This window comes from Roseibium sp. HPY-6 (assembly GCF_040530035.1).
GTDB lineage: Bacteria > Pseudomonadota > Alphaproteobacteria > Rhizobiales > Stappiaceae > Roseibium.
In genome coordinates this window covers 754,209-778,814 of the sequence record NZ_JBEWCD010000003.1, presented here as the reverse complement: position 1 = coordinate 778,814, position 24,606 = coordinate 754,209, and the positions used below count along the sequence as shown (strand labels likewise).

The following is a 24,606-nucleotide window of genomic DNA, read 5'->3' as shown; positions in this document are numbered from 1 at the left end:
CTCAGCGCCTTGCATGTGATCTGTGATATTTTATACCATGTCTCAAAATGGAGTTGTCAAGAAAGAAACCCGTCAAGGGTCGGAAGGACAGGGATGAGCCAGCCGAAGATTGCCCGGATAGATCAGTCCAAACTGCGCGAGAGTGCCTATGACGCCTTGCGCGAGGCCTTTACGCGCGGGGCCTTCGCACCTGGCGAGACGGTTAGCCTGAGAACACTGGCGGATCAGCTCGGCATCTCTCTGACACCTGTGCGCGAGGCGGTCCGGCGCCTCGTCGCTGAGGGTGCTCTTGTCGATACGCCGAGCCGCACGCTCGAAGTTCCCCCGTTTGACGCGGACAGAATGCGGGAACTGAAATCAGCGCGCCTCGCTCTTGAAGCCTTGCTGCTGGAAGAGGCGATGGACCACCTGGATACAGCCGCCATCGACGCGCTAGAGGACATCATATCCGCCCCCCGATCCGACAGCAGCACGCCAGATCTCAAGCAGAACTACGACTTTCATTTCAGCCTTTACCGGCGCTCCGGGTCGCGGGTGATCCTGCCTCTGGTGGAGGCGCTCTGGCTGCAATATGGCGCGTTCTTGAACCTCGTTGTCCGGGAGCGGTCCGCAAACGAGATCCCGGAACACATCCATCACCAGGAGATCGTTGCCGCGCTCAGGAAAGCGAACCGTGGCGCGGCACAGCGCGCTTTGGCGATGGATATCGAACGCAGCTTCAAACTCCTGTTGCCGGAAACCTGAAGGACCTTCCATGACACTGATGCCGCCGCGCCAGCCGCTTGCCGAAGGACTTGAGATCAGCCGCATCCTGACAGGCCTCTGGCAGGTCGCCGATATCGAAAAAGACGGGACCATTCTTGATCCGGACGCGGCTGCCGACGATCTCGAAAAGTACCTGGAAGCAGGGTTTTCGACGTTCGACATGGCCGACCATTACGGCAGCGCTGAGATCATCTCGGGTCGCTTGCTGTCCAGGCATCGTGAGAACAATCCGCCCCAGATCTGCACCAAATGGTGTCCGGAACCCGGACCAATGAGCGCAGACGTCGTCCGAGCAGGCGTTCAGGACAGGCTTGACCGGCTCAATACCAACCGGATCGATCTGCTGCAATTCCACTGGTGGAGCTTTGAGCACCCCGCCTGGCTCGATGCGCTACATGAATTGGCACGCCTGAAGGAAGAAGGTCTGATCAGGGCTCTTGGCGTGACAAATTTCGACGCTGCGCACCTTAGGCTGGCGCTCACCGACGGCATCCCGCTTGTGACCAACCAGGTGTCGTTCTCGATGATCGACCGGCGCGCCGCGGGACCGCTCGCCGAACTCTGCGCCGTCTCTGACGTGAAGCTGCTCGCCTATGGCACGCTTTGCGGTGGCTTCCTGTCTGAGAGATGGCTGGGCAAAGAGGAACCTTCGCACCTCACTGACTGGTCGAAGATGAAATACAAACGCTTCATCGACGCCGCAGGCGGTTGGTCGGCTTTTCAGGGCATTCTCCTTGCGGCCCGCGACGTTGCGAAAAAACATGGCGTTTCGATTGCCAATGTTGCGACACGCTGGGTTCTGGATCAACCGTCTGTCGCCGGTGTGATCGTCGGAGCCCGCATCGGCGAAAGCGAGCACATTGCCGACAATGCCAAGCTGTTTTCATTCTCGCTGGACCCGGACGATCACGATCGGCTCGCGCTGGCATTTGCCGCAACAAAAGACGTGCCGGGGGACTGCGGCGATGAATACCGGCGCCCTCCATTCCTGACTGCGTCGGGGGACCTCAGCCATCACCTTGCCGAAATGCCGCTTGCCCACAGCGCCAGAAATGCTCCACACCGGCCCGACGCCGCGCAGGTTCTCACAGGATCCGACTGGGAAGAGATCGCCGGATACTGCCGGGCCCAGAAGATCGGTAACAGGATCCTTGTGTCAGGCACCACGGCCGTTGCCGGTGCAGCCCGTGCTGTTGCGCCGGAAGATGCAGGCGCGCAGACGACCTACATTCTCGACAAGATCTTGGCTGCGCTCACCGCGCTCGGCGCCAGCGCCAAGGACGTTGTGCGGACGCGGATTTACATCGTCGACGAAGCCGATGTGCTCGACATATCAAAAGCGCACGGACGTGTTTTTGCGGATATCAAACCGGCCAACACACTTGTAGTCGTTGCCGGACTGATTGGCGATCACAAGGTGGAAATCGAGGCGGAAGCCGTTCTGCCTGAAGCGGCGCCGACTTAAGGAAACGTGGTCGCGACCCGGAAGGTTTACGACAGCGGCGCCCGGCCGGCCAGCATTCCCAGCACGATTGCGCTCAGGAGCCCGTTCCCGGAAAGATATCCGCTGTCGGCTTTGCCCGACACACCGCATGCCGCCCCGCCGCAAGCATAAAGATTGGCAAATCCCGACCCGTCCGCTCCAATGACACGCGCGTTGTCGCCCGTTCTGAGACCGCCCTGGGTGTGAAAAAGTGCGCCGGTCACCCGTACACCGCAAAAGGGCGCCTGCAAGGCTTCGGACCCGAATTCGCGGTTGAACTCATCGACGCCACCTACGGGAATTGATGCCATCGTTTCCGCGAAAGCCTCGGGCGGCAGACCAAGCTCACGGGCGAGCCTTTCCGGCGTTTCGCTCGTCTTGATCGCCCCCACCGCTTCTGCTTGTTTGAAGTCCTCGAACTGACGGGCAATGGATGCGATCCGGCCGTCGAAGATCGCAAATGCTTCCCCGTCCGGCTGCGCCAGAACAGCTCGCGCTGCTTCGGAATAGCCTTGCGCCTCGTTCCAGAACCGCCTGCCGTGCTTGTTCACCTGGACACCGCCCTCCGTTATCACGGCCCAGGTTATGAGGATGCCGTGGGGATGGGCGACGTTGCCATGCCCCTGATAGGAACCGAGATGCGCAAGATCGGCACCGATTGACCGGCCCCAAAGTAGCGCTTCGCCCCGATTGCCGTCATGCCCGAACCACAGTGCGTTCTCGATGTCCGGCAGAAGCTGATGCACCAGCATCCGGTTGCCGCCAAAGCCGTTGCAGGCAAGGATGAGCTTTTCGCAGCCGATGGTCTCAATCCCGCCGTCGGGCCTCGAAACCGCGATGCCTTTGACAGTCCCGTCTTCAAAGAACAGACGATTGGCGCGCCGCTCGCAAACGATATCGATCCCGACCGTTTCGCACGTGGCCCGGAGCGTGTCGATCAGCTCTGCACCGGATCTCGTCGGCAGACCGTGCATGCGTTTCCGGCTGTGGCCCGGATACTCAAAATTCGTAATCACCGAAAAGGGCAAGCCGAACGTGTCCGACAACCAGTCGATTGCCGGTGCCGAATGGCGGGTCAGGCGATCTACCAGCGACTGTTCGTTCTGATCGCCTGCTTTTTTCTGAATGTCTGCCGCAAAGCGCCCGGCGTCATCTTCGATGCCGACCCTGGCCTGAATACTGGTACCAGCGGCAGGGATCAGTCCGGCGGAGAGGGCCGTCGATCCTGCCGGCACCGGGTCGGCTTCGACAACGAGCACAGACTGGCTCGCCTCGTCAGCCGCAAGGGCTGCGACCAGCCCGCCCGCGCCAGCGCCAATGATCAGGGTTTCGCATGTCAGGTCAAAACTGTCGGGGGCCGGTGCGACGTCAGCTTTCGTTTCGGTCATACGACACGCCCTTGGCCAGCATTTCGGCCGTTCCGATCACGCCGTTGAGGCCCTCGAAGTCGAACATTCTGTCAGCAAATGGCCGATTGCTGCCGTTTTTTCGAAGGCTCTCGTAATAGTCTCCAGCCGTTCGCGCGATCGCACGGACAATGCCGCCCGGGAATATCACGATCGAATAGCCCAGTTCCTCCAGATCATCGGCTCCGGTGATCGGTGTCGCGCCACCCTCGACCATGTTGGCCAGCAATGGCACGCGGTTTTCGAAATGCCGCGCGACTTCCGAGAGTTGCTCGCGTGACCGGGGCGCTTCGATGAAAAGAACATCGGCACCAGCCTCCAGATACATTTCAGCGCGGTCGATCGCCGCCGAAAGACCCTCGACGGCAATGGCATCCGTGCGGGCGATGATCAGGGTTTCGTCCGAGTTTCGCGCATCGGACATGGCCTTGACCTTGCCTGCCATTTCACCGGGTGAAATCAGGGACTTGTCCGCGAGATGACCGCATCTTTTCGGGTAGGTCTGATCCTCGACCTGAAGCGCCGATGCGCCTGCACGCTCATAGAGTCGCATGGTTCTTTGCGCATTGAGGGCGTTTCCGAACCCCGTGTCGGCGTCAATGATGACCGGCAATTCAGTGCGATCCGCAATCAGTGCCATTGCGTCAGTCATCTCTGTGACGGCCGTCAGCCCTATGTCGGGACGTCCAAGGCGGGTGTAGGAGACCGCAGCGCCGCTCAGGTACAGCGCTTCGAAGCCCGCCTCAGTCGCAATGGAAGCAGTCAGGCCGTCATAGACGCCCGGTGCGACCAGAATATTGTCTTGTTGCAGGCGCTTTTTCAGGCTCATGACGCATTCTCCAGCCATGCCAGCACGTCCTCACACGGCATGCGGCCGGTAACGGTTGCAAGCGACAAGAGCGTTGCCTGGTGAACCTCCTCGTTGAAAGCTGCGCTGCCGTCGGTCAGTAGAACCGTATCGATGTTGCGCAAGTGCGCATCGCGCAATGTCGATGCGACACCGCCATTGGTGACAATGCCGCCGACGATCAGGGTATCAATGCCGACGGCGCGCATGATGTACTCCAGCCGTGTCTGATAAAATGCGGAATAGGCTACCTTTTCGATCACGAAGTCGGCCGGATAAAGCTCATCGACCAGCGTGTTGCCGAAACTGCCCGGAGCGAAATCCCCTTTTGTCAGAAAAGGCCGGAGTTTCTTGAGGTGCGGCGCGATCAGAGGCTCGCCGCTGGCGTCCGGCACCAGAGTGAACTGGGCGGAAATATAGTGCCCGCCATGCTTGCGAAGGGCCTTCACCAGCGGTGCGATGCGCGCCGGCAATGCGGCGATGCTGTCCGCCCGTTGACCGGCACGGCCATAGGCGCCGTCGGGGTGGAGAAAATCGTTTTGGAGATCAATCGTCAGCAGTGCCGTTCTGGCAAGATTCCACGTCTGCGGCTCGTTCATGACTGACCTCCAAGGGGTTCGATTATGGTATTGCCGAAGAGATCGACACGGGCCTGCAAGTCAGGGTCGACAAGCACAGTCGTATCCGGCTGTTCGAGGATAGCCGGACCTTCGATTACCGTTCCGACCGGCAGCTCGAGCCGGTCGAATATCTTTGTTTCATGCCACGCACCGCCAAAATGCACTTTGCGCGAGGTCTTCGGTTCAGATCGACCGGCCGTTTCGGGGGCGAGGGTTTTCAGGTCGAATTTCGGGCGCTTTCCGGTGACCGAGCTGCGCAGGTTCAAGATCCGGCGTACGCCATCTTTCAGAAGCCTCCCGAACGTCGCCTCGTAGGTGGCGTCAAACGCCTTTTCGATTTCGGCGCGCGTTGGCGGCACGATCCGGCCGTTTTCGGTCCGGACACCGAGCGGCACAGCCACGGTATGCGTCTGGCCGATGTAAGCCATGTCCAGTTCAAAACTCAGCTCGCGTGCTTCGAAGGTTGTCCTGGCAGCATCGAGAAGGGCCATGCCATGATCCGTGTGATCCTGCATGAACGCCGCAAGCGCGGTTTCATCCATTACCGCAACCAGTGCGTTGATCGTTTGCACAAAGTCCTGGCGCATATCCGCGATCACGCATCCCATCGCGGAGGTGACGCCCGGATAGCGCGGCACGATCGCGCGTGCGATGCCGACATCCTTCAGCATCGCACCCGCATGCAATGCGCCCCCACCGCCAAATGGCATGAAGGCGAAGTTCTTGGGATCAAAGCCACGCTCGATGCTGACGAGCCGGATCGCGCCAGCCATGCGTGAGTTTGCAACCCGCAGAATTGCTTCAGCCGCTGCGAGGGTGTCCAGGGCAAGCGGCTGTCCGACATGCCGGTCGATGGCCTCGCGAGCGGCCTCCACGTCAAGCCGTTCGAGTTTTCCGCCGATCGGATTGTCCGGGTCGATCCGGCCGAGAACGACATTGGCATCCGTAACAGTCGGGCGCGTGTTGCCAAGGCCATAGGCAACAGGTCCGGGATCAGAGCCCGCACTTTCCGGCCCAATGTTCAGCAGACCACCCTTGTCGACCCAGGCAATCGACCCGCCACCGGCACCGATCGTGGTGATCTCGATCATCGGTGTCCGCACCACCATGCCGAAGTCAATGGAGGTCTGCGGGGACAGCATGGACTGTCCCTTCGAGATCAGGGAGACATCGAAGCTGGTGCCGCCCATGTCGCCGGTGATCACATTGTCGAAACCCGCCGAAGACGCGATGTAGCCGGCGGCGATCACCCCCGCGGCCGGTCCAGACAACGCCGTTCGAACCGGCAGGCGGCAAGCCGTTTCCACGGCCATCACGCCGCCGTTGGATTGCACGATCATGAATTCGCCGTCGAACCCGCCCGAGGCGAGTGCCTGTTCGAGGCGGTGCAGATAACCCGATACTTCCGGCTGGAGGTAGGCATTGAGCGCCGTTGTCGAGAAGCGCTCAAACTCGCGGATCTCGGGCAGGATCTCAGAAGAGGCCGAGACATGCTGGTTCTGCCAGATCTCGCGCACCGCAGCCACCGCCGCCGCTTCGTTTGCCGAATTGGCATAGGCATTGGCAAAGAGGATTGCCACGGCTTCACAGCCCTGATCCTGAAGCTGGCGCGCCGCTGCGCGAACCGCATCCAGGTCAACCGGCGTTCTGATCGACCCATCCGCCAGTGTTCGCTCCGGCACTTCAAGGCGATTACGACGGTCGACGACCGGTTCGAAATCGCCGCGCAGACCCCAGGTTCTCGGTCGGTCGCGGCGGCGCATTTCCAGGACATCACGCAGGCCCTGCGTGCAGATAACCCCCGTTGTTGCGCCCTTTCGTTCCAGCAGCGCATTGGTGCCGGCCGTCGTTCCGTGGACGACGACCGATACCTCCGACATATCGGTCACCTGCCGGGAGATCCCTTCCAGAAACCCGCCGGACTGATCCGGCCGCGTCGTCGGAACCTTGGCAACGGAGGCGGATCCGTCGGCCTCGTTGAGCACAAAGACATCGGTGAATGTGCCGCCGACATCGACGCCGATCATGCGTCCTTTCATGAAGACATCTCCCGCCAAGCGGTTCCGTAAAGTTGATCGGCTTTCTCAGGGTCGACCAGACCGCGGACGACGTCACGTGCGACATCCGACGCGGCGCGTTCCTCGGCCTTGCCGTAGCCACCGCCACCTGGCGTTTCCAGTCTGACTGCCTGGCCCTGCCGCAACTTGATGCCACGCATTTTTGAGGCAAGGGGTGGCACGCCCCAACCCTCGTCCTGCTCAAAGGAAAACCTATTCAGGGCCCCATCCTGTCCGTCGGCAATACCCTTGGGGGCAAAGCGGCCGCGTTCGCCAAACAAAAACGCTTCGGCGCCGTTTTCTTCAAGAACCTCGATCTCGTAAACCGCACCCATGCCGCCGCGATGCTGTCCCGCACCGGCACTGTCGGGCCGCAAGGCCCACGTACGGAACATCACCGGATAGGCAGCCTCGAGGATTTCCATCGGCGGGATGGTCGCGGTCGATATCGGTGCGTTGCCGTGATTGAGGCCATCGCTTTCATGCGAGCCGCCATGCCCGCCCCCGTAAAAACTGAACATCACCCAGCGCTGCCCGTTGCTGCGCTTGCCGGCGATCGACAAGGCGTTGATCGTTCCATAGGCGTTTGCAACAACGCGCTCAGGCGCCGCCTTTGCAAAGGCGGAAAAAACCACGTCAATCATGCGGAGGATCGTCTCCGTATAACCGCCTGTCGGGCTCGGAAATTCGGCGGACAGCAGCGATCCTTGCGGAACCTCGACATGGATCGGCCGCATGACGCCCGCGTTCGCAGGCAGGGCCGGGAAGATATGCTTAATCGCGACATAAGCGGTGGCAACCGTTGTCGGCAGCGCAATGTTGACCGGGCCGGCGCATTGCGGTGCAGAGCCTGTAAAGTCGAGGGTCATGCTATCGCCCCTGATCTCTAACGCGACCCGGATCGCCAGCGGTTCATCCGTGATGCCGTCATTGTCGAGATAATCCACCGCTTCCCAACGGCCGTCCGGCAGAGCTTCAAGCTCCGATCGCATCAGGGCTTCGGCCCTGTGACCCAGGGCATCAAGCGCGGAACTGACCGTTAAAGCCCCATATTCGTCGAGCAGTTCGTCCATCCGCCTGATTCCGAGATCAAGCGCACCCAGCTGGCCGTTCAGGTCTCCCATTGCAGATTGCGGCAGGCGCGTGTTGCGCAACAGGATGTCGATGATGTCCTGGTTTATTTCGCCGCCGCGCGCCAGACGTACCGGCGGCAACACAAAAGCCTCCTGAAAGACTTCGGTGGCGGCCGGATTGTAGTTGCCCGGCACCGCCCCGCCCACATCGTGCCAGTGCCCGACGGAGGCGAGATAACAGAAGAGTTCACCATCGCGAAAATAAGGCCGGACAAGACGCATGTCCGAAAGATGCGTCCCGCCGATATGGGCATCGTTGAAGATGAATATGTCGCCGTCCTGGAGATCCCCTTCCGCAGCCGCTTTCTCAATGACGGCCTTCACGGCAAAGGACATGACACCGACAAAAATCGGCAGGCCCGATTTGCCCTGCACCAGCGTGTCGCCGCTTTGGGCGTGGTAGAGACCGTGACTGGCATCGTGCGCTTCGGCAATGATCGGGTTGAATGCCGCGCGAAACAGCGTTGCATCCATTTCGTCCGCAATCTGCTCCATGCGGCCGGACAGAACGGACAGGGTGATGGCATCAATCTCGCTCATGCTTGCGCCTTTACTTCCGCAATGTCGTTCCAGACGTCCTGTCGGGTAATCCTGCCGTTTTCGAGTTCAAACCGGTCGATGAAGCGGATGCCCTCAAACGGGGTTCCATCGGGCCATTCACCCGAAAGCGTTCCCCTGCAGTAAACCAGCGCGGCTGGCCCGGCGCCCTGCATGACGTCAAACCCTGTGTAGGTTTTTTTCACGGACCGATATCGCTCCCTGGCCCACTCGATCAGCTCCTCCAGACGGTGCATCGGATGTGCGCCCGGAAACTGCATGGAGAAGTCCGCTGACAGCATCTCCTGCGCGGTTTCCAGGTCACGCGCCTCCATGGCGCTCAGAAACCGTCTTACCAAATCGCCCTGATCCTCCAGCGCAGGCGCGCCGGATCTTTGAACACGGCCACGGGAGTAATTGGCTGGTTCCATTTCGTGGATCATCACGGTTATGGCTTCAGGTGGAGCGGGCACGACAAGCCGGACAGCGTCTGTCAACGCCTCATGCAGACGCCGCTTTGCCTCTTGTCCGTAGCCCTGCAGGAGATGCAGTTCGACGATAGGCATTTTGCCTTCCTCCCAAAATTTGTATTTTTTATAATACAGATTTGTATGTGTTTCTAATACTAAAAAAGACAATTGCAACGTACAGAAGCTTGAACTTTTTAAAACCGGCGATAACATTAGTGGCCTAACAGGGAGGAATGTCCGGCGTGAACAAGCCTGCAAAATCGCTGCTTCCGGAAGGGGCGAAAGCGCGCCAGGTCTATCTTTCCCTGCGCGACCAGATTGCAGACGGCCGGCTGGACGACGGTGAAAACCTGCCTCCGGAACAAAAGCTCGCCGAACTGTTCGGGGTCTCCAGGGTCACGATCCGAAGGGCGCTGGATGCACTCGCCGCAGCGGGCCTCGTTGCGCGCCGCGCCGGCAGCGGGACAACGGTGCGCTCCGCCGGGCGACCGTCCAAACCGATGGCCATGAACCTGGCAACGCTGATGCCCCAACTCGTTGAGATGGGGCAGAACACGACGGCGCGGCTCCTGTCGTTCTCCTATGGAACGGCCCCTGAATTCGTCACAAGCGCACTCAAGCTTCAGCCTAAAGATCAGGTGCAGATCGCGACACGTGTTCGCAGCGCAGACGGCACACCCTTCTCGCATTTGACGACCTACGTTCCCGCCGAAATTGCAGCGAATTATTCGGAAAACGATCTGGCCACGACGCCTCTCTTCAAGCTTCTGGAACTCAGTGGCGTGCAAATCAAGGATGCGCACCAGTCGGTCTCGGCAACTCTCGCCGGGCCGGAGGTTGCTGAAGCGCTTGGTATCGCCGTCGGGTCGGCGCTGCTTTCGCTGCGGCGGGTCGTGCGCGACGTCAATGACAATGGCGTTGAATATCTTTCAGGCCTCTACCGTCCGGACATGTTCCGGCTCGAGATGCCGCTGACCCGGGTCGGTGACGGCAGTACACGTCATTGGGAACCAGCCATCGGCAAACCGCCCGGTGAGCCTGCATGACCGCGCCAAGAACACTTCTGGACAGGCTTTGGTCCGCGCATGAAATTGTCAGGCGCGACGACGGCTCGTCCCTCTTGTGGGTCGACCGTCATCTGGTCCATGAGGGCTCGCATCACGCGTTCGCCAAGATTGAGGCGCGGGGCCTCGCCGTTGCCGAGCCCGATCAGACATTTGCGGTGGTCGATCACTATGCGCCGACCCGCGGCCGTGAGCTGATTTCGAATCCGAAAATAAAGTACATGGTCGACACGCTGCGCAAGAATGCGCGCAAACACCGGATTCGGTTGTTCGATCTGGATGATCCGGGGCAGGGGATCGTTCACGTGGTCGGGCCCGAACAAGGCCTGACGCTTCCCGGCCTTTTGATCAATTGCGGCGACAGTCATACCTCTACGCACGGTGCGTTTGGTGCACTCGCCTTCGGCATTGGCGCGACGGAAGTCGCCCACATCCTTACCACACAAACGATCTGGCAGAAGAAGCCGGCGGCCATGCGCCTGCAGATAGATGGCAATCTCGGGCCAGGCGTTAGCGCAAAGGACATCGCGCTCAACTGGATCGCGACACTTGGTGCCGACGGGGCGCAAGGACATGCCATTGAATATACCGGCAGTGCCGTACGTGCGCTTTCCATGGAAGGCCGCATGACCCTTTGCAATCTGTCGATCGAAGGCGGTGCGCGCTTCGGATTGATTGCACCCGACGAGACCACCTTTTCCTATCTGGAAGGCCGGGCCCATGCTCCCCACGGCCCTTCATGGAACGCCGCGCTGGAAGACTGGTCCATGTTGCGCTCCGATGACGCGGCACATTTCGACAGGGGAATCCGGCTCGACGCGGACGACATCGCCCCGATCGTCACCTGGGGCACCAGCCCCGAGCAGGCGATCCCGGTTACATCCACGATACCCGACCCGACATTGCTCGCGAACGGCAGGGCGGAAGCCGTGCGGGACGCGCTCGACTACATGAGCCTCGACGCGGGCCGCCCTATCGAAGGAACACCTGTCGATCAGGTGTTCGTCGGGTCCTGCACGAATGGGCGGATTGAAGACCTTCGCACCGCGGCGGCAGTTCTCAGTGGCCGAAAGGCCAAGGTTCCCGGCCTGGTGTCGCCGGGATCGGCCTTGGTGAAGGCACAGGCCGAGCAGGAAGGCCTTGACCGCATCTTTGTGGAGGCGGGACTGGAATGGGCCGGCTCCGGATGTTCCATGTGTGTTGGCATGAACGGTGACCTGGTAGCGCCCGGAAAACGCTGCGCGTCTTCAACCAACCGGAACTTCCGCGGTCGTCAGGGCCCTGGAGCCCGCACTCATCTGATGTCACCGGCAATGGTTGCCGCCGCGGCTGTTACCGGCACGATCACCGACGTTCGGCCTCTTCTCAAGGGGCGGATTGGGTAATGCCGGGCTGGAACAATCATAGCGGACATGCGGTGGCGTTGCCGATCCATAATATCGATACGGATCAGCTTATTCCGTCCCGCTTCATGTCGACGCCGCGCAGTGCGGGGTATGGCCGGTTTCTTCTGCATGATCTGCGCAAAGATGCCGCTGGCGAAGATCATCCGCACTTTCCCCTGAACCGCCACGGGCATGCCAGCGTTGTTGTCGCCGGCCGCAACTTTGGAAGCGGTTCGTCGCGGGAAGCAGCAGTCTACGCACTGGTTGATGCCGGTATTCGGGCGATATTCGCCCCGAGCTTCGGAGACATATTCGCGGGCAATGCCGTCAATAACGGACTGCTCCCCGCGCGCATATCCGAAGAAAATTACGGTCTTCTGATCCGGATACTGGGAGAAGGTGCGGAACAGGCAGCCGTCTCCCTTGAGAACGGAATGCTCAGCCTCGGAGAGACCGAGGTTTCTTTTTCGCTCGATCCGAGTTGGCGCACCAAGCTCATCAACGGCTGGGACGATATCGATCAGACTTTGCAGCATGTGGCGGAGATTGAACGTCACAAGACGTCGTGGAACCAGAATGCGCCATGGGCCCGGCCTGCGGCGGAAGCACAACGCTCTTGAAATCTCGAGAGCAGGCAGCATCAGGGCATAGCCTGAGAACCAGAGGGATAAGGCAAAAAGCCACCCTATAAAGTGGAGTGAGACTATGAAGAGGATACTAATGGCCGGCCTCGTTGCCGGTTCCACGCTGTTCGCCACCTCGGCACAGTCGGAAGATACGATTACCGCAGTTCATGCATTCCCTGAAACCCTCATTTACACCAAGAGCTTTCTCTCCTTTGTCGACAAGGTGAATGAAGCCGGCAAAGGCGTTGTGCAGATCGAAGTACGCGGTGGGCCTGAGGCGATCGGCATGTTCCAGCAGCCCGATGCGGTGCGCGACGGTATCGTCGACATGGTCTACACCCCAGGCTCTTTTTACGGCGGCGCTTTGCCGGAAAAAGACGCCATGGTAGCGTCGAACCTGACGGCAGTCGAGACACGCCAAAATGGCGGCACGGAACTCATTGACCAGATCCACCAGGAAAAGATGGGCCTGAAGTATCTTGGCTGGTTCGACAGCGGCGTCTGCTACAATCTGTGGACCCGCAATGAACCGACGTTCGACACAGCCGGCAATCTCGAAGTCGAGGGGCTGAAGCTGCGCGGAAACAACGTCTACAACGCCTTCTTCACCAACTATCTCGGAGCACAGGTCATCGACCTGCCGACCGGTGAGGTCTACTCCGCCCTCCAGCGCGGCGTCGTGGATGCAACAGGTTGGACGCAGATCGGCCTCATCGATCTGAAGTGGAACGAGTTCCTCAACTACCGCATCGAACCCTGCTTCTTCTCGACGGACCTCGGCGTGATCGTCAACCTTGAGAAGTGGAATTCACTGTCGGATGAATCCAAGAAGATCCTTCAGGACGTTGCGATCCAGCATGAAAAGGACAGCGTCGAAGCACTGCGCGCGAAGCGGGACGAAGACTTTGCCGCGCTCGATGCAGCCGGCATGACGGTGGTCTCTCTGGAGGGCGATGCCAAGGCAAATTACCTTGCCGCCGCACGCGAAAAGACCTGGGAGCGGATGAAAGGCCTGATGGCGGAGCAGCCTGGCGGCACCGACAACTATGACAAGCTGATCGAACTTTTCTACGATCTGAACGCAGCAAAATGAATGCGTGACAGGCCCGCCACCCGGCGGGCCTGTTCCTTACGACCCGGGGCTGATGCATGACCGCCGTCACCAGGATTTACAATTTTCTGATTGATGCGATGGCCTTCATCGCCGGTGCCACGCTTGTCTGGCTGATGGTGTCCGTTGTGGTGTCGGTCCTGATGCGCAATCTGGGTCTGCAGCCCTTTGCGTGGCTGTTCACGTCTTCCGAATACGGGCTTCTCTACATGACCATGCTCGGCGCGCCATGGCTCGTCCGGGAAAAGGGACACGTCCACATCGAACTGGTCACCTCCGCCTTGCCGGAAGGTCCCCGGCGCATTGTCAGCCGTCTGGTTGCCTTTGCCTGTGTTGTCGTCTGCGTGATCCTTGCGTGGAAGGGGCTGGAACTCTTTCTTAAAAACATCGAGCGCGGTGACTATGACACCCGGGCCTACTACTACCCCCGCTGGCTTCTGACGATCACCTTTCCACTGAGTTTCGGTCTCATGGCGGCTGAGTTCATGAGATTTGTCGCCGGTTCCGAGCTGATGCACACCGGTGAAGCGGGGATACACGAATAATGGAGTGGTACGAAGCGCTCGCTCTGCTTCTCGGCGTCATTGTGTTTCTGATGGCGATGGGCATGCCTGTCGCCCTGGCGTTCCTGGCCGCCAATATCATTGGTGCCTGGGTATTTATGGGCGGCGAACGCGGCATCGGCCAATTGCTCAACAACGGCCTCGGGTCCCTTACCAAATTCGCGCTCGTGCCGATCCCGTTGTTTCTGCTGATGGGCGAGATCTTTTTTCATACAGGTCTCGGCGGGCGCATGTTCAACGCGATCGACAAGCTGCTCGGCAGGCTGTCGGGCCGGCTGAGCTACGTCACCGTTCTCGGCGGCACGGCATTTTCGACGCTTTCCGGATCCTCCATGGGCTCAACCGCGTTGCTCGGATCGCTGATGGTCCCGGAGATGAGCCAGCGCGGTTACAAGTCCCACATGAGCATTGGTCCCATTCTCGGAACCGGCGGCCTCGCGATCATCATCCCTCCGTCTGCGCTTGCGGTTCTGCTGGCGACGCTGGCCCAGATCGATGTCGGTGCGCTGCTGATCGCAGGGGTCATTCCGGGGCTCATTCTGGCGGCATTCTATATCGGCACCATCTGGCTTCAGACCAGACTGGACCCCACCGCCGCGCCTGCCTATGACGTTGAACCCCTGTCCTTCGTGAACAAGATATCCCTGCTTCTGCGGGAAGTGGTTCCGATGGTCGGGGTCATGGTCGTGATCATCATCTTGATGATCAACGGTTTCGTGACGCCCTCCGAGGCGGCTGCGTTCGGAGCTTTGGGCGTTCTGATCCTTGCGGCAGTTTTCCGCTGCCTGACCTGGGAGGCGATGCGCAAATCCGTTACCGGTGCGCTGAAAGTGACGTTGATGGCCTACCTGATTGTGTTCGGCTCGGCGACGTTCAGTCAGCTTCTTGCCTTTTCAGGTGCCTCGCGAGGGCTCGTCAACTGGGCGATCTCGTTTGAGCTGGCGCCTCTTTACATGCTGATGGTGATGTTCGCGGTTTTGCTTCTGCTCGGCATGTTCATGGAACAGATCTCCATGATGCTGCTGACCGTGCCGATCTTCTTTCCGCTGGCGATGAACCTCGGTTATGACCCGGTCTGGTTCGGACTGATCATGCTTCTTGCGCTGGAAATCAGTTTCACGACCCCGCCATTCGGGCTTCTGCTATTCGTCATGAAGGGTGTCGCGCCGCCCGGAACGACCATGCGTACGATCTATACGTCCGCCTTTCCGTTTATCGGATGCTCGCTCCTGCTGGTCGCACTGTTGGTCCTGTTTCCGCAGATCGCCCTCTGGCTTCCCGGCCTATAGACCCACAAAAAAGGCCCGCTGCAAGGCGGGCCTTTTGTCGCTCGAGAAGTCTTCAGACGAAGCAGGCAAGCCCGCCTCGTCCGGAGCATTTCATTTATGCGAAGGACCAGCGCTCCATCCAGCGCTCGCCGTCCATGTCCCAGTTGGACGCCATGCTTTCGCTGACAGCGATATCGTTCGACGTTGCAAACACATAGTTCGCGAACATCGGGATGATCACGCCGCCGTCTTCGTTCACGATGGACTGCATTTCGAAATACATCGTGCGACGCTTGTCCGGGTCGAGCTCGGCGCGGGCCGTGACCAGAAGCTCATTGAAGCGGTCATTGTCCCAGAAGCTGTCGTTCCAGGCGACGCCCTTGGCGTACGCGGTGGAGAACATTGCGTCTTCGACAGGACGGCCACCCCAATAAACGGCGGTGAACGGATCTTTCATCCAAACATCCGACCAGTAGCCGTCATTCGGCACCCGGTTGATTTCCAGGTTGATGCCCGCGTCCTTGGCAGACTGCTGGAACAGAACCGCAGCGTCGACCGCGCCCGGGAACGCCGCATCGGCGGCGGAGAGCGTGACGGACAGGCTGTCGAGGCCTGCTTCCTTCAGGTAGAACTTCGCCTTGTCCGGATCGTAGGTTCTCTGCTCGAGTTCACTGTTGAAGAACTGCTGTCCCCGGCCGATCGGATGGTCGTTACCGACAGCACCATAGCCGAACAGGATCTTGTCAACCATTTCCTGACGATTGACCGCATGCTTCAGCGCAAGACGGATGTTCTTGTCGGTATACGGATCCTTGTTGGTCGACATTGCGAACGTGTAGTGCTGGTTACCGGCGACCTCATGGATCGTCAGACCAGGACGGCGGCCCATAAGACCGATTGTCTTGAGGTCCAGTTTGTCAATCACGTGAACATCGCCGGAAATCAGAGCCGTGGTCCGCGCGTTCAGATCGACAATCGCAAGAAGCTCGATGCCGTCGAAATATCCGCGCTCGCTGTTCCAGTCGTTCTCGAAGCGGGCGAGTGTCGCGGACACGCCCGGTGTGAAGTCCGTCAGCTTGTACGGGCCGGCACCGTCGCCGGAGCGCCAGTCGATGGAACCGTCCTTCGCCGGAAGAATCGGCAAGTGGTAGTCCGTGAAGGTGAACGGGAAGTCGGCGCTTCCAGACGAAAGCGAGAACACGACCGTGTTGCCTTCGCTGGTAATATCATCGATGGCAGCCAGCAGTGGCTTTGCAGCAGATGTCGAGTCGTCGCCGCGGTGGAAGTTGATTGATGCAATCACGTCTTCCGGTGTGACGTCCTTGCCGGAATGGAACGTGATGCCCGGACGCAGGTTGAAGCGCCAGACCTTGGCTTCGGAATCGGCTTCCCAGCTCTCGGCAAGCTGCGGCTCAACCGAACCGTCAGGCGCAACACCGGTCAGGTAACCACAATAGCCGTAGCCAAGTGCAATCACGAAGCCATGTTCCCATGTGCCCGGATCAAGCGTGTCCGTGGTCTGGCCGTGTCCTTTGGCCACGCGAAGCACGCCGCCGCGCTTCGGAGCGGCCTGCGCGGTCCCGGAAAGCACACCGCTTGCCAAAACTGTTGCCGCACCGGTCGTCTGCAAAAACCTGCGACGGTTCATTGCCCCTACTGAAAATTGTCCTTCACTCATCTATATACTCCCCTATCGGAATTTGATTTCTTGTGACGGTTTTGAGCCCCAGGGTTCCAAAAAACGATAATAGTCGGATTGACCGGAGAACAAACCTTTTGATGACCTATTTTACGCCTTCGCCGAATTTTTGTTAAGCCGCTGCCCTTTTGGGCCAACGTGCCGCGAGTCGACAAAGCAAATGATTTCAACACCTCCACGCATTCGACCAAGCAAACAGGGTCCTCGGATTTTCGAAAAGACTGCAGTATTATTTTGAAAAAATCAGCATAAATTTTTGTAATGGACCGATTTAAGGACGAAAATGTCTCAGCACGCCGACATCAAAGACCTGAGCCTGAAAGGACTGGAGTTGTTCCAATTATGCGCCCGCCGAGGGTCACTTCAGGCGGTCGCGGCCGAAACAGGCCTTTCGGCGAGCACGGTTTCGCACCACTTGAGAAGTCTTGAGGAGACATTGCGCGTCGATCTTTTCGATCATTCCCGCAGGCCGCTTATCCTGACACAGAAGGGAAAGATCTTTCTGCGCGATATCGAAGACGCGCTCCACACTCTTCGGCGGGCAAAGGCGGAAGCTGCTGCCGGGAATATGTCGGAGGCCAGTTATCTGCGGCTCGGAACCATTGAAGATTTTGACAGCGACATCATTCCGGCCCTTGCCGTTTCCCTTTTTGAATCAATGCCGAATTGCGACTTCGTCTATCACACGGACTCCAGCCTCACCATTGTGCAAATGCTCCGCAACCGCCAACTGGATATCGGTATTGCCGCGACACCTACCGAACGGCTCGGCGACCTGATTGATCGGCCACTGTTGCGGGATCCGTTTGTCATGGTCGTCCCGAAAACCGTAGAGCTTCTGCCGCGCGATATCATCCATGACAGCGCGGAGCTGCCGTTTCTCAGGTTTTCGAGCAATCTCATCATCGCAAGGCAAATCGAAGCCCAGCTGCGGCGCATGGAAATCTCACCTCCACACAGGTTCGAGTGCGGCAACAATCAGACGCTCATGGCCATGGTGGCTGCAGGAACCGGGTGGACGATTACGACGCCTTTGCTCTTTTCAAGGGCAAGGCGGTTTCACGAGCACGTCGAGATGCATCGGTTCCCCGGCAAGGGATTTGCGCGGACCCTGGCGGTGCTGGCAAATGCCGACTGCTCCAGGTCGGTGCTGGATCTCGTGGATTCAACGCTCCGGTCCCTGATCTCGGAGACCGTTGTCAAACCCTTCCACCAAAAAGCACCTTGGCTGAAAGAGAGCTTTGAACTGGTCGAGTAGTGAACGCTGCGCCGGTGACCATTTCAGAGAATGTTGAATTGATCGCGGATGGCCTTGTCCTGGGTTTCGGACAGGTAGGCCGGATGATGGCTCTCAAGGATCTCGGAGGCGCGTTCCCGCGCCCGGTCCCAGGCATGTCGTGCGCCATTTTGAGCCCAGGTCCTTGGCTCGTCCCGATCCGCAAGAGACGGGTAGAAATAGTCCCGTTCCATGGCCTGGTAAGTGTTCTGACCCCCCAGAAAATGACCTTCCCCGAGAACGGCTTCGCAGATTGCGTCAAAGGCAAGCGTGTCGGGCGTGACTTCAATGCCGCGCAAGGCCCGATATGTCAGAGAATGCATCTCGTCATCCAGAACGAAGGCTTCGAAACTGGCGCCCAGAAGGGAAGCAGTCATTCCGGAGCTTTCATAAATGAGATTACCGCCCGCAAGGGCCGCCGCGAGCGACGTAATACCCTTCTCAACCCCTGCCTGCGCATCGATCGCCTTGGCGTCGGTCATGGAAGACGCGACGCCTGACGGCAGACCCAGCCAGTTGGTCAGTTGGGCAGAAGCCGCGTTGAGAACGGCCGTTTCTCCGCCGCCGCCGGAGAACGCGCCGGTTCTGAGATCGATTACCAGCGGCCAGTTGGAGAAAATCATCGGGAAGCCGGGGCTGATCGCATGAACCATGACCAGGCTTGCCAGGGTTTCGGCCAGCGACTGCACCAGAAAACCCGCCAGCGTCGCAGGCGCCGTAGCGCCGGCCTGCGCCGCTGTAATACAGGACATCGGGATATTGTGCCGGATGCATTCGTAAACCACGCCAACGGCATCTTCCCCGTATCTGAGCGGTGAAATGACCGGACTGATGTGCGCCTTCAGGAAAGGCCGTTTGGCAAATTCGCCCGGTCCACCAGCCGCTATATCCAGCATGCCGACGATCGGGTTGACGTGTTCGGGCAGCGTGAAGGACGTTGCGACCGGTTTGGTCGTGTTTTTCAAAAGCGCGTAGACGGTGTTGACGTCCAGATCGAACGTTTCCGGTACATCCGTAGCCACACAACAACGTGTGAACCAGCTGACATTTTGAAGAACATCCTGCATACGCGTGAAGTTGTGCAGATCCTCAAGCGTTGAGGGCCGGTACAGCCCACTTTCCAGATCAAGTGTCTGGACCGCAGCGCCGCCAGTGCCGAAATAGACCCGGTCGCCGCCGACAACGATCGACCTTTTGTCTTCCCGGCCGTGGAAGGTGAATGTCTTGGCCGCCTGATCGATTGCGCTCTTAACCAGTTCCTCCGGGAACACCACACGATCGCCATCGGCCGGCTGCGCGCCGGCGGCGAGCAGGTCATTTTTCAATCGTTCCGGAACCTCGCCCATACCCAATTTCGCGAGCAAGTCGAGTGCGGTCTGGTAGATCCGGTGAAGCTCTGTCTCGTCCAGAGGCCTGTAGCGGCCGCCCGCCTGTCCTGGCGGGCAAGGGTCGACCAGAGGTTTGGCTGCCCTCAATGCCAACCGTTCCTTTCGGCCTCCCCGTTTCGTCCGGACACCACCCATTTCCGTTCCTCCAGCGCGCGTTGATGCGACTATCAAAGAGAAGCGTGAATCCGGCGCAAGTGAATTGAAGGTTATTCGATTTCATCAGCGCTAAAATTCGAATACATCGAAAACACCGAAAGCGTTGTTGCCGTCCACCGCGACGACAGGCTCTATGCGCTGATCTTTTGGAACCTGGAGCCTGACTTCATGAAATCGCGCACAAAGGCCGTTGTCATCGGCGGCGGCATCGCCGGCTGCTCGACGCTTTATCATCTGACGCAGGAAGGCTGGAGCGATGTTGTCCTGGTCGAGCGCAACGAGCTGACCAGCGGAACCACATGGCATTCAGCGGCTCAGGTCACCAATTTTGGCATGAACCAGACCATGGTCGGACTGAAATCCCATTCCATCCGGCTTTACAAGAACCTCGCGGACAATCCCGAATATCCCATCAACTACCATCATGGCGACGGCGGCATCCGGATGGCCAACACCGAAGCGCAGATGCAGGGCTACCGACACTTTGCGTCGATGGCACGCGGCATGGATGTGCATTTCGAGGTGATCGACGCCGCTGAATGCGCACGCCGCCATCCGCTTGTGTCGACCGACAATCTGCTGGGCGGTTTGTGGGATCCGCTGGACGGCGATATCGATCCGGCGCAGCTTTGCCAGGCGCTTGCCTTTCACGCCCGTAAGGCCGGCGCGGAAATCTATCGGAATACACCGGTCACAGCACTGACCCAGCACCGCGACGACACCTGGACCGTGCACACCGAACAGGGCGACATTGACTGCGATATCGTCGTCAATGCCTGCGGGTACAGGGTCAACGAAGTCGGGGCCATGATGGGTGTCCACCACCCGGTTGCCTCGATGGAGCACCAGTATTTTCTGACCGAGGACATTCCCGAGATCGTGCAGGCGGGCCACCGCATGCCTTTGATCAGGTGTCCGATCAGCGACTATTACTGCCGCCAGGAAAAGAACGGATTGCTCATCGGTTTTTACGAACAAGGCTGCAAGACCTGGGGCATGGACGGTATCGACCCGAATTTCGTCAATGCCCTTTGCCCGGATGACCTCGATCGCATTACGGATGTCCTGGAAGGTGCCTTTGCACGCATGCCGGCGCTGATGGAAGCCGGGATCCGGTCGGTGATCAACGGTCCGATCACCTATACGATAGACGGCGCGCCGCTGGTCGGGCCCATTCCCGGCAAGCGAAACGCCTTCTGTATCATCGGACTGCGCGCAGGACTCGGTGAAGGCGGTGGTCATGGCTGGCTGTTGGCGCAGCAGATCGTTCACGGCGAAGCCTGTTACGACACCTGGTGCCTGGACCCGCGCCGGTTCACCGGGCACGCCAATGTGGAGCTGACATCTCTCAAGGCGATTGAAGACTACCAGAACGAGTTCCGCTTTCACTTCCCCCATGAGCACCGTCCTGCAGGCCGGCCGGCCAAAACGACGCCACTTACCCCTGTGATGGCAGCCGAAGGTGCTGAGTTCACGGTGGTCAACGGCTGGGAACGCGTCGAGTACATCAAGCCAAAGGCCGATTTTCATCCCTCGTTGAGCTTTCAGTTCGATGAGGCATTTTCACTTGTGAAACAGGAAGTCCAAAACGTCCGGGACAATGTCGGCCTGTGCGAGGTCAACGGGTTCAACAGGTTTGAAATCACCGGCGCCGACCGGCACAGCTTTCTCGACAGGGTGGTCTGCGGCGCTGTTCCGAAACGCGATGGCCGCGTCGGTCTTGGCTATCTGCTCAACCGGCAGGGCCGCATCAAATGCGAGGCGACATTCGCCAATCTGCCACAGAGTGACCGGGGACCGGCGCGTGTCTGGTACGGGTCCGCGGCGGCGAGCGAATTTCATGACATGGACTGGCTGGAGCACCTTGTCCGGAAGGATGAGGATGTGCAGATCCGGAGCCTGACAAACGACCAGACGATCCTTGTTATCGCCGGCCCAAATGCCCGCAAGGTTCTGTCTGCCTGCGCTCGCGGTGACTGGTCGAAAGAAGCCTTTTCCTGGTTGAGCGTTCGCGAGTGTTTCGTCGGATTTTCGCCTGCAACGGTCATGGCCGTGAGTTTTTCCGGCGAATTGGCCTATGAAATCCACGTGCCCAATGCATCGCTCTATGCGGTCTATCTGGCTCTTCGAAAAGCTGGCGAGCCGTTCAACCTGTCCCTCTTCGGGGCCCGCGCGGTGGAATCCATGCGCATGGAAAAGGGCTTTCTCCATTGGAAGGCGGACCTTTTGACGGAATTCGATCCTTTCGAGACCGGCCTGGACAGGTTCGTGAAGCTGAACAAGGAAGACTTTGTTGGCAAGGCGGCGCTGGAGCAGCTCGTTGCCAGAGGACCGGTTCGAAAGATGGTGACGCTTAGCCTGGATGCTGCGCACGCACCAGCGCCGGGAGGAGCATCGCTCATGGATGGAGACCGGGTCGTCGGGACGGTGACCTCCGGAGACTGGGGCCATCGTGTCAACATGAATTTGGCTTATGCCTTTGTAGAACCACGCCATTCAGCCATTGGGACGAAAATGCAGCTCGACCTGTGCGGGGAGAAAATCAACGTTACCGTCATTCCTGCCAGTCCCTACGACCCGGAGCACGAACGGATGCGGAGCTGAGGGCGATCTCCGGCGGCAATCTGAGCTGAAGCCCGGGGCATCGATTCCTTAGCTGTCGGAAAACTCGTCCGACAACCAGCTGATCAGTTTTCCGGTGTCCGCGTGCGTGGTCCGTGCGTTACCGAGATAGACCGAGATGCCCGCCGGTTGCGCAATAGATTCGATGCAAGGCCTGACGAGCTTTCCTTCCGCGATCATGCCTTCGGTGGTTCGGCGCCATCCAAGGGCAATTCCCTGACCGGCAACAGCCGCCTGAAGTGTCACGGGATAGCTGTCGAAATAGATCCGACGGGCCTTGACGGACGAGGTAATACCCGTTGCTTCAAACCAGGCCGGCCAGTCCATCCAGTCCTGCGGCACAACCCGGTGGGACAGCAATGGATAGTTCAGCAGATCCGCCGAGCCGAGGGAACCGTCTGCTGCGTTGAGAAGATCCGGAGAGCAGACCGGGAAGATATCGTCATCTGCGGAAAATGCCAGCCGTGCCGTGCCGGATGCACGGCCCGAGGTCTGTATGGCGACATCGAAATGTTCGCCTGCTTCCGTGATCGGCTTCAGCGAACTTAAGACACGCAACTCGACACCCGGACAGCGCTGGTGAAACCGGACCAGCCTGGGCATGAGCCAGTAAAACGCCTCGCATAGCTGGCAATGAAGCACCAGCTCGTTGGCACGTCTGTCTCCGCGCAGGACGGCAACCTCATCAGCGATATCGGAGAGGGCTGTCCCGACGACCTGTCCGAACCTGCGCCCCGCGTCCGTAAGGAAGACGGCCCGGTTCCGACGATCAAAGAGGCGTGTTCCAAGATCGTTTTCCAGTTGCGAAATCTGCTTGCTGACGGCGGTTTGAGTCATACCGAGTTCTTCGGCCGCGCGCGAAAAGCTCTCCAGCCGTGCTGCAGCCTCGAACGGTCTCAAACGAGACAAAGGTGGCAGGGCTCGAGGCTTGTTTTGTATAACCATAGCTCATGTAAATAAGCCAAAAAGTCGCTTTTTCACAGCCTTTTTCCATGATTTTTAGATCACTAAAGAGCAGCCGCACGGGTGAAGTCTAGACCTGCAGCCAGGTTTGTCCGTGTCCCGCCCGTTCCCTTTGATTACGGAGAATCCCACTTTGTCACGCACGCATCTCGGGCTGATCTGCTGCCTGTCCTTCGTCACGCTTGAGGCGTTTCAGGCTGTCTACCTCGGATCGGTTTTCCAGAACGCAGATTCATTTGCAGTCGGTACCGCCGTGTTCGGTATCTCCGTTCTCGGCTGTACCGCGGCAACGGCAGTGTTTCGGCCTGCGGAACTTGCGGCGTCCGTCCGCTCCTGGAAAATCGTTGCGGTCCTCAACCTTTTGGCTGCGCTTACCTGGATCACCTATTTCACCGCAATCCAACTGATCGAGCCCGCCGTGGTCTTTACAGTGTTTTCCGGCATGGTCCCGCTTGCGACACTCGTCGCTGGCAGGTTTGGCCTGCCCGAAGCTGTGGCACCGAAACAGACGCTCGTAAGCTTCGGCAACCTGTTGATCCTGCTTGCAATCGCTGTTCTTGCGGTCATCACAGTGCTCGGGCACTCGGGCTTTGTACGCGGCAGCTGGATCGCCGGACTGTCGGGCGTTCTGCTGTCTGCGATGTCCGGAAGCTTTACCGCAATGGTGATCCTGTTTTCAGTAAGGCTCAATCAGCGCGGCGTTGGCCCGCTTTGTCAGTTCGGGCTCCGTTTCATGCTCTATACGCTCCTTGCTTTTGCCGCTTTCCTTATTGGCATTGACGCCAAGAACACCACCGTGACAATCGAAGACTATTTCTGGATAACGTTGGTTGGCCTATTGGTGATCGCGTTTCCGCTTTATCTGGTCCAAAAGGCAATTCCACTGGTTCATTCATCGGTTATTGCCGCGATCACCGCGCTCGGGCCGGCGATCGTCTTTGTGATGCAGCTGCTGGAAGGCCGGGTCGACTATTCACCCGCTACCCTTGCCGGCCTTGCCATTTACATGGTTGGTGCAATGCTTGCCGTTGTTGGCGCAACACGCACGCCTGATGTCCAACGCCGCAATCTGGAAAAGGCCTAAGTCCTCTGGTTCAAGGAGCAGCGGCACCGGCTCAGTGGAAACTCGGCGACATCCATGGCAGACTTCCCTGGTTAGTGAGAAAC

Annotated in this window: 20 protein-coding genes; 11 read left to right on the top strand and 9 right to left on the bottom strand. The window is 59.2% G+C overall.

Annotated features, from left to right (window positions below; genetic code table 11):
- Positions 1-93: 93 nt before the first annotated feature.
- Positions 94-744, top strand: a complete 651-nt coding sequence (locus ABVF61_RS29640; RefSeq protein ID WP_353997206.1) for a GntR family transcriptional regulator — start codon at positions 94-96, stop codon at positions 742-744.
- 10 nt (positions 745-754) lie between these two features.
- Positions 755-2,230, top strand: a complete 1,476-nt coding sequence (locus ABVF61_RS29635) for an aldo/keto reductase (protein ID WP_353997205.1) — start codon at positions 755-757, stop codon at positions 2,228-2,230.
- 26 nt (positions 2,231-2,256) lie between these two features.
- Here the strand turns inward: ABVF61_RS29635 and ABVF61_RS29630 are convergent, their stop codons facing one another.
- From ABVF61_RS29630 to ABVF61_RS29605, 6 genes are read right to left on the bottom strand one after another with little or no spacing between them, the layout of a single operon-like run.
- Complete coding sequence (locus ABVF61_RS29630) at positions 2,257-3,636, bottom strand: FAD-dependent oxidoreductase (protein WP_353997204.1); 1,380 nt, start codon at positions 3,634-3,636, stop codon at positions 2,257-2,259.
- Positions 3,617-4,483: an isocitrate lyase/PEP mutase family protein gene (locus ABVF61_RS29625; protein WP_353997203.1), complete on the bottom strand. Its 867-nt coding sequence runs from the start codon at positions 4,481-4,483 to the stop codon at positions 3,617-3,619. Before ABVF61_RS29625 ends, ABVF61_RS29630 begins: the two co-directional genes overlap by 20 nt.
- Positions 4,480-5,100 carry a cysteine hydrolase family protein gene (locus tag ABVF61_RS29620; RefSeq protein WP_353997202.1) on the bottom strand — a complete coding sequence of 207 codons (621 nt, stop codon included), beginning with the start codon at positions 5,098-5,100 and terminating at the stop codon, positions 4,480-4,482. The genes ABVF61_RS29625 and ABVF61_RS29620 overlap by 4 nt, the downstream gene beginning before the upstream one ends.
- Positions 5,097-7,160, bottom strand: a complete 2,064-nt coding sequence (locus ABVF61_RS29615; protein ID WP_353997201.1) for a hydantoinase/oxoprolinase family protein — start codon at positions 7,158-7,160, stop codon at positions 5,097-5,099. The genes ABVF61_RS29620 and ABVF61_RS29615 overlap by 4 nt, the downstream gene beginning before the upstream one ends.
- Positions 7,157-8,851, bottom strand: a complete 1,695-nt coding sequence (locus ABVF61_RS29610) for a hydantoinase B/oxoprolinase family protein (protein WP_353997200.1) — start codon at positions 8,849-8,851, stop codon at positions 7,157-7,159. The genes ABVF61_RS29615 and ABVF61_RS29610 overlap by 4 nt, the downstream gene beginning before the upstream one ends.
- On the bottom strand, positions 8,848-9,414 hold the full coding sequence (locus ABVF61_RS29605) for a nuclear transport factor 2 family protein (RefSeq protein WP_353997199.1): 567 nt from the start codon (positions 9,412-9,414) through the stop codon (positions 8,848-8,850). The genes ABVF61_RS29610 and ABVF61_RS29605 overlap by 4 nt, the downstream gene beginning before the upstream one ends.
- Positions 9,415-9,560: 146 nt before the next feature.
- Here ABVF61_RS29605 and ABVF61_RS29600 point away from each other — a divergent pair, with 146 nt between their 5' ends.
- The 6 genes from ABVF61_RS29600 to ABVF61_RS29575 all read left to right on the top strand — a co-directional run bounded on the left by ABVF61_RS29600 (position 9,561) and on the right by ABVF61_RS29575 (position 15,356).
- Entirely contained in the window at positions 9,561-10,364 is an 804-nt protein-coding gene (locus ABVF61_RS29600; protein WP_353997198.1) for a GntR family transcriptional regulator, read from the top strand.
- Positions 10,361-11,767 (top strand): 3-isopropylmalate dehydratase large subunit, encoded by a 1,407-nt coding sequence (gene leuC, locus ABVF61_RS29595; RefSeq protein ID WP_353997197.1) that lies wholly within the window; start codon positions 10,361-10,363, stop codon positions 11,765-11,767. The genes ABVF61_RS29600 and leuC overlap by 4 nt, the downstream gene beginning before the upstream one ends.
- The gene (leuD, locus tag ABVF61_RS29590) at positions 11,767-12,387 is read left to right on the top strand and encodes a 3-isopropylmalate dehydratase small subunit (RefSeq protein WP_353997196.1); all 621 of its coding nucleotides are present in this window, start codon (positions 11,767-11,769) and stop codon (positions 12,385-12,387) included. The genes leuC and leuD overlap by 1 nt, the downstream gene beginning before the upstream one ends.
- A gap of 85 nt (positions 12,388-12,472) precedes the next feature.
- Positions 12,473-13,486 (top strand): TRAP transporter substrate-binding protein DctP, encoded by a 1,014-nt coding sequence (gene dctP / locus ABVF61_RS29585; RefSeq protein ID WP_353997195.1) that lies wholly within the window; start codon positions 12,473-12,475, stop codon positions 13,484-13,486.
- 56 nt (positions 13,487-13,542) lie between these two features.
- Positions 13,543-14,049 carry a TRAP transporter small permease gene (locus ABVF61_RS29580; RefSeq protein WP_353997194.1) on the top strand — a complete coding sequence of 169 codons (507 nt, stop codon included), beginning with the start codon at positions 13,543-13,545 and terminating at the stop codon, positions 14,047-14,049.
- Positions 14,049-15,356, top strand: a complete 1,308-nt coding sequence (locus ABVF61_RS29575) for a TRAP transporter large permease (RefSeq protein WP_353997193.1) — start codon at positions 14,049-14,051, stop codon at positions 15,354-15,356. Before ABVF61_RS29580 ends, ABVF61_RS29575 begins: the two co-directional genes overlap by 1 nt.
- A 94-nt stretch (positions 15,357-15,450) precedes the next feature.
- Here the strand turns inward: ABVF61_RS29575 and ABVF61_RS29570 are convergent, their stop codons facing one another.
- A complete protein-coding gene (locus ABVF61_RS29570; RefSeq protein WP_353997192.1) occupies positions 15,451-17,013 on the bottom strand; it encodes an ABC transporter substrate-binding protein in 1,563 nt (520 codons plus the stop codon).
- A 304-nt stretch (positions 17,014-17,317) separates the two neighbouring features.
- On the opposite strand from ABVF61_RS29570, the gene ABVF61_RS29565 reads away from it, so the two are divergent.
- Positions 17,318-18,292, top strand: a complete 975-nt coding sequence (locus ABVF61_RS29565) for a LysR family transcriptional regulator (protein ID WP_353997191.1) — start codon at positions 17,318-17,320, stop codon at positions 18,290-18,292.
- Positions 18,293-18,315: 23 nt separating this feature from the next.
- Here the strand turns inward: ABVF61_RS29565 and ABVF61_RS29560 are convergent, their stop codons facing one another.
- Positions 18,316-19,833: a trimethylamine methyltransferase family protein gene (locus tag ABVF61_RS29560; protein WP_353997190.1), complete on the bottom strand. Its 1,518-nt coding sequence runs from the start codon at positions 19,831-19,833 to the stop codon at positions 18,316-18,318.
- Positions 19,834-20,022: 189 nt separating this feature from the next.
- On the opposite strand from ABVF61_RS29560, the gene ABVF61_RS29555 reads away from it, so the two are divergent.
- A complete protein-coding gene (locus tag ABVF61_RS29555; protein WP_353997189.1) occupies positions 20,023-22,458 on the top strand; it encodes a GcvT family protein in 2,436 nt (811 codons plus the stop codon).
- Positions 22,459-22,506: 48 nt separating this feature from the next.
- Here ABVF61_RS29555 and ABVF61_RS29550 read toward each other — a convergent pair whose 3' ends face one another.
- A complete protein-coding gene (locus ABVF61_RS29550; protein ID WP_353997188.1) occupies positions 22,507-23,421 on the bottom strand; it encodes a LysR family transcriptional regulator in 915 nt (304 codons plus the stop codon).
- A 151-nt stretch (positions 23,422-23,572) separates the two neighbouring features.
- Here ABVF61_RS29550 and ABVF61_RS29545 point away from each other — a divergent pair, with 151 nt between their 5' ends.
- The gene (locus tag ABVF61_RS29545; protein ID WP_353997187.1) at positions 23,573-24,523 is read left to right on the top strand and encodes a DMT family transporter; all 951 of its coding nucleotides are present in this window, start codon (positions 23,573-23,575) and stop codon (positions 24,521-24,523) included.
- Positions 24,524-24,606 lie beyond the last annotated feature (83 nt).